We start from the raw sequence: 5,758 nt of genomic DNA, 5'->3' as shown, positions 1-5,758 counted from the left end.
CATCATCAAAGGCACTAACTGATAGGGACGGGGATCAACCGCCAATCTGCCAAAGCTTCTGAAAGGTCCCGCGCTATTGCGAAAGCCCAGCCTGAGTGCATCACGGAGCAATCTGGAGGATTGGAAATCACCCAGTTGAGTGGGATCAGGTAAATTGAATGAGGCAGGTTTCACGTCTTCCAGAGCTGTTAGAATGCCTGTTATCTCGTCATCACTACCACCCAGTGGCTTAACGATAATGAGCTCATCAGTAGATTCAGGCAGTACGATCCATTCTCTGCCACGGGTATTTACCAGGGAACCAATACTATATGTCATTTAGAAGCTCCAAAGATGTTTTCATTAGTAGCAATAATCTCTCTCCAATCACTGTCATATCTGAACCTGATAACATGCCAGCCTAAGTCTTCGAGTGCCACTCCGATCTCTTTGTCTGTTGCTGTTTGTTCTTGAGTATCATGGACAGGTCCGTCAATATAGATAGCAACGTATTTGTCTTTATAGACATAATCTGGTCGGGTGTGACATGAATCTATCAGTTCCTGGGCATGGGTCGGCAGGATAAAGCCATTGTTGTAGATCTGATCCAGCCATTTGACCTCAAGTTCCGAGCCTGCCAGGTTCTTCAGCCTTGTATAATGCTCCTGCCGGGAGAACTCACTGGAGGAGCGAGAAATATCAGCACTGAGGAGACTAATCAAGATATCTATTATGGCCTTGCGATCCAGTAGTTCATGGTCGGTTTGATTGGAATAGCTCATCAGACAATCATAACAGGCAGCTTCGCAGTTTTCTTTGGCATGGATAGCTTTGTGCATATCTTCAAAAGTATTAGCATCATAGTGGCAGAGCTCTATGGCTTCCCTGATAACTCTTTTAAACCCTGTGGAGTCTATAACACGCTTCAGCACACCTGCTCCACCTTCAGAGGACTCATAAAAGAGGATGGACTTCCGATTATCTCTGGAAGGTAAAGGTTCAACTGACAGCTCACTATCTTCCAGTTCAAACACTCTCTGGATGGCATTTTTCAGAGCAGCTTGCAGCGATGCCAGGATTGTGTGACTTATCTGAAACTCCGGTTCAAAGAGCAAGCAGTTCTTGGTGTCACTCACAAAAGGACGAACGAGTATTTTGGATTTTCCCATTGGCGAATCATCATCACTGTCTTCATCAGGTCGCTTTGCCCAATAACCTCGCTCAGTATCCAACCAAAAACCTTCCGGTTCACCTGCACTACGCTTGCGATAACCCATATTAATGCGCCAAATCATGGCAGAGTCGCCATAAGTAAGCTTGCCAAGACAATTGTCCGCAAGCATGATCTTTGCGCTCACACAAGATAGATTTCCTGAGCGTACAGCAAAACGCAGGGTTGTCCTGACATCAAAGCCGAGTCTTAGCCGCTCTTCCTCATCACAGTTGATCTGGTCTCTGCGCTTTGCTACCATGTTTTGGAGCCTGAACAGATTGGGAATGGGTGCATCTAACTGGCTTCCACAATGCTCACAAACATTGCATTGTGAGATATAGTCTTTGGCACTGTCGGTGTGTAGGTAGCCACACTGGGGACAAAGCTTGGATTCAGTTGTAGTAACGTTATTCTGGTCATCCTGGGCTGGCATAATGACTTGGTGAATGATGTATCTGGAACCTTCGTGATAGACAAAAGAGCGGGGTCCGAATTCTGTTATAGCCAGGAACCTCGGTCGGGAGAGGTATTCGTCTTTACCGCTTTTCAGCCTTCTACCGGGGATAAAAGCAGAGAGTGGCAGCCTGGGGAAATTGTAACCGGGCAGAAAACCTTCACTGGCAAAGTAACGATAGCTGTAGAAATCAGATTGGAAGGCACCACTTGAAGATGTAAGCAGGTCGAGTTGCGATTCTGCTTCTCGTCTCAGCCGTTTTGCCTGATCTTTGTCCGATTGCCCACGGGAAACATCCAGAATGATTTTGTTCTGCACTTCCTGCTGTCTTAGAGCAGCTTTGTAAAGACCTCGCCAGCGTTCACAGGCTTGTTCAAACTGCATGGGCAACTGGTTCATCATATCGCTGAGCCAATCAGGAGTAAACCAGGCCGAGCCAGTTAATGCCTCTTCGATAGAAGAGATGATCTTTGCTGCTCTGCTTAATGCTCTTTGCCTGATAGCAAAGTCATTAAGGGTAGTTTGAATCTTCGGAAGCAATTCCAGTGTTGGTGGCTGTCCAGAGTTGTCAATCACCTCAGTAAGCGTAGTTCCCAAGCTTAACTTAGCTTCAGAAAGCCAAATAGCGTTGAGATGAGAATGGAGCATGTCTTCATTGGCAAGATCAATCTGAGGGGTCGCAACTGCGCCTGAAACCATATTAACCGGACGTTTGAAGAAATATTGGTCATGGGGACTACCTGTAGAGCAATAGGTAAATACTAAAGCCGGTTGACCGTTTCTGCCCGCTCGTCCACTGCGTTGGGCATAGTTCGCAGGAGTGGGTGGAACATTGCGCATATTAACCACATTTAGGAGCGAAATATCAATACCCAATTCCATAGTGGGAGAGCAGTAAAGAATGGGTAAATCAGCTTTTCTGAATCCCTCTTCACGCCGTTCTCGTTCGTCATAGGATACCTGGGCAGTATGTTCTCTGGAATACAAACCGGTTGTGGAAGCCGCTATGAATTGATAAAACTCTTTGAAATAATCATTAACTGGCTGTCCCTGATCAGAGGAAGAGGTTTGTCGAATCGGGTCAAGGGCTGCTTTGCTGCCATCACCTGCTTTCCAGACCATCGAATCTGCTACTAATTGATAACCATCGGTATCATCATCTCCTTTGGCTTCTCTTACTCTTTCAATTATGCCATAGGCGACTAAGCCGTTTATTAGGTTTTCGATAATAAGCTGGGTATCATCCAACGATAGCTTTTGAGTGTAATTGCTGAATGTGTTCGAACGGCGGAGGAACTGACCAAAACCACTCCGGGTAGAGAGAAAGGCATCTCCTCCATAGTCCTTGCCGTTCCTGCGGGACCGAGGATACAAGATAGCAGCATGAGTTAGCTGTCTTGCCTGCTCATTTTCATCAAAACCCCAAGGTGGAATCAGACGTTGCTGGCTTTGCTGTAAAATCCTTTCCTGATCTTGCTGATCAAGATAGGACACTTTGATGGCAAGTTCCCTTCTCATCCAATCCAAGAGAGCTTTCAAAACGTTCAATCTGCTATCTCTACTTGCTGAGGACAGGGCAGGATGGCATCCAGACCATTGCTCTACGTCTTCTGCCAATTCATTGATAGAAAGATAGTCTATTTCTAAGAGACCCGTTTGCTCCAGATTTGGCGCAGTTACTCGCCAACCCCTTCTCAAATCACGATAAAGATGATAGCCTAGCACGTTTCGCAAAGCACGTTCAGTCTCGATTTTTGCCACACCTTTACTGGCTTCAGGGTTCGATGCATAGTCATCAAAAGGTAGATTCAGACTATCAAAGACAAGCTGTGTAATTTCGCTATGCCTTACCCCTTCAGCACCCTTATTGTAAAGTGCATGATACAAGGCACCCCGCAATAAGCCAACTTGTATAAAATCATTGAAGTGTCCTGATTGCAGAGACGCATCCTGTCTGTTATCGGTGAAGCTAAGCAACTTCTGGGCTTCTTTGGGTAGCTCCATTTGCCTGATATGCCTGACTGCAGACAATGAGAGAATAGTCGTAGCTGTGCTTCTGCCTTCCGTACCGAGAGCAGAGAGCTTGGCAAAGTCACTACGCTGATTGGCAGCATAGGATACATTGCAATTGGGGCAATAGCGGAAAGGAGCGGTCAGGAAAAGCATTTGTCTGCCGTCATTGCTTTGGTAACCATCAGGATTCAGATAAACAGGTTTTGGCAGGTATTCTTTGCGATTATACAGCACTTTGCCATTCTGGTCTTTCCACTCAGCAGGAACCTTTTCAGCATTCTCTGCGATGTTGTCAGACCATTTGTCAGCATCATTAACGTAGAGGAAGCCCGCTTCCTGATCACTCTCAAAGATGCGCTCGTTCAGATCACGTGAGATAAATTTGAAAGCGTTTCTCTCTTCATCGAAGACCCTCAGCACCGTATAGAACTCTTGTCCGCAATGACGGCAGAACGCCAAGGGTAGCAGTATTTTGTTTTTATTGCTGTTGGGCACGAACACCTGTCTTTGAATGGTGAGATGCCTGATCTCCTGCTCATCCAATGAGGCATAAACTGTATCACCACGGCTGATGAATTGGTGCAGTCTAAAGGCAAAAACAGGAAATCCATTGGCAGGATTGACTGTGTTATAACCAATCATCAACATCTTCTGAATAGCTCTGGCACAAATGTTGCGATCTATCCCTGTAAGCTTAGCCTGTGCTTCAGCTCCGCCTTCTATTCCCGAAATGCTCTTGGGAACAGAACGAACCAGCTTCTGTGATTCTGGGTCAGTGCTTAATCCAAAGTAAGATTCAATCCAGGAGCATAGCTCATTATGTTTAATATCTTCATAACTAAGCTCCTGACTAGAGTCAATTTGCAGCAGTATGTCTTTTATCCTTCCGGTGACTTCTGCATCGGCAAAGTCGTATTCGGTAGTTATTCGCTGGAGTGTCTCTCCGATCACATTCTCGGGTTTTACCTCACTGCCAAATAGTAAAGAAGCTACCCTGGCAATTTCTTTGTTTTGCTCACTGCGGTTTCCTGAACTGGAGAGAGTGGCTGATGTCCCTACGCAGATGACATCTCTGGCATTAGCCGCGTCTTTGGTACGCCTAACTAGCATAGCCACATCAGCACCCTGGCGACCGCGATAGGTGTGCAGTTCATCCAAGACTAAGAACTTCAGATTCCTGCAGGCATTTACCAGTGGTGCTTCATTGGGTCTGGTAAGAATCAGCTCCAGCATTACATAATTAGTCAACAGTATGTCTGGAGGATTGGAACAAATCTCATTCTTCTCCTGTTCAGATTCCTGCCCTGTATAGCGCTTGAAAGTAACTGGCTTTGTTCCACTGGGGAAGCCAAACTCGATAAACTTGGTGAGTTCCAATGCCTGGCTGTTGGCAAGAGCATTCATGGGGTAAACAATGATTGCCTTGATTCCTTTTCCGCTGCCTGTCTTGAGAATGCTATTTACTATCGGGATGATATATGCCAAGCTCTTGCCCGATCCGGTTCCGGTAGTAAGGATGTAGTTCAAACCTTTATCAGCTCTTTTGATAGCTTCAGTCTGATGTTTATGCAACTGCATCTGTTTGCCAAAGTCTGCCTGGTCTTTTTTAATGCGGAAGATCTGTTTACAGGTAGAATGCAGGATGCCTGCCTTGACCAGTTCATCTATAGATTCACCGGATTCGAAAAAAGGACTCAATTGAATGAGTGGATCAGGCCAAAGCAAGCCATCTCGCAACTCAGCAGCCACCAAATCTTTGATACTTTCATCTTTGATGGTTATGAAGCCCCTAACAAATGAGCTATAATCAGCAATCAGCTTTTCTCTAAGCTCGAATACATTCATCTGTGAACCCTCCTGTTGACCGCGTTGCCCGACAATGAATTATAGACTATTACATGCTTATCCAGAATAACCGTCACTGAGAATTGCCCTTCTGTGGCTTGCGGTTTGCTCCGCCAGCCTTGACCCATGCATCAATCTCAGAAATCTTGAATTTGAATAAACGCCCCATCCGATGAACCGGCATTTCGTGTGTTTCAACCCACCGATAAACCGTGTCACTGCTCACGCCCATGTATGAGCATATCTCTTTTACC

At 45.9% G+C, this 5,758-nt stretch carries 3 protein-coding genes; all 3 read right to left on the bottom strand.

Features of this window, described 5'->3' with window-relative positions; translation table 11 throughout:
- Positions 1–318 (bottom strand): hypothetical protein (locus Q8J68_RS13790; RefSeq protein WP_305312091.1); only part of this gene is annotated, 318 nt, incomplete at its 3' end.
- A complete protein-coding gene (locus Q8J68_RS13785; protein WP_305312090.1) occupies positions 315–5,504 on the bottom strand; it encodes a DEAD/DEAH box helicase in 5,190 nt (1,729 codons plus the stop codon). The genes Q8J68_RS13790 and Q8J68_RS13785, both read right to left, overlap by 4 nt.
- Before the next feature lie 73 nt (positions 5,505–5,577).
- The coding region (locus tag Q8J68_RS13780) for a helix-turn-helix domain-containing protein (RefSeq protein ID WP_305312089.1) at positions 5,578–5,758 on the bottom strand (181 nt) is incomplete at its 5' end.

It is taken from the genome of Methanolobus sp., assembly GCF_030682845.1.
In the GTDB taxonomy this organism is placed as follows: domain Archaea; phylum Halobacteriota; class Methanosarcinia; order Methanosarcinales; family Methanosarcinaceae; genus Methanolobus.
This window is presented reverse-complemented; position numbering and strand designations above follow the sequence as displayed.

Bases quoted from the DNA above. Each gene is read 5' to 3' on its own strand.
- Q8J68_RS13785 (WP_305312090.1), bottom strand. From the start codon at position 5,504: ATGAATGTATTCGAGCTTAGAGAAAAGCTGATTGCTGATTATAGCTCA.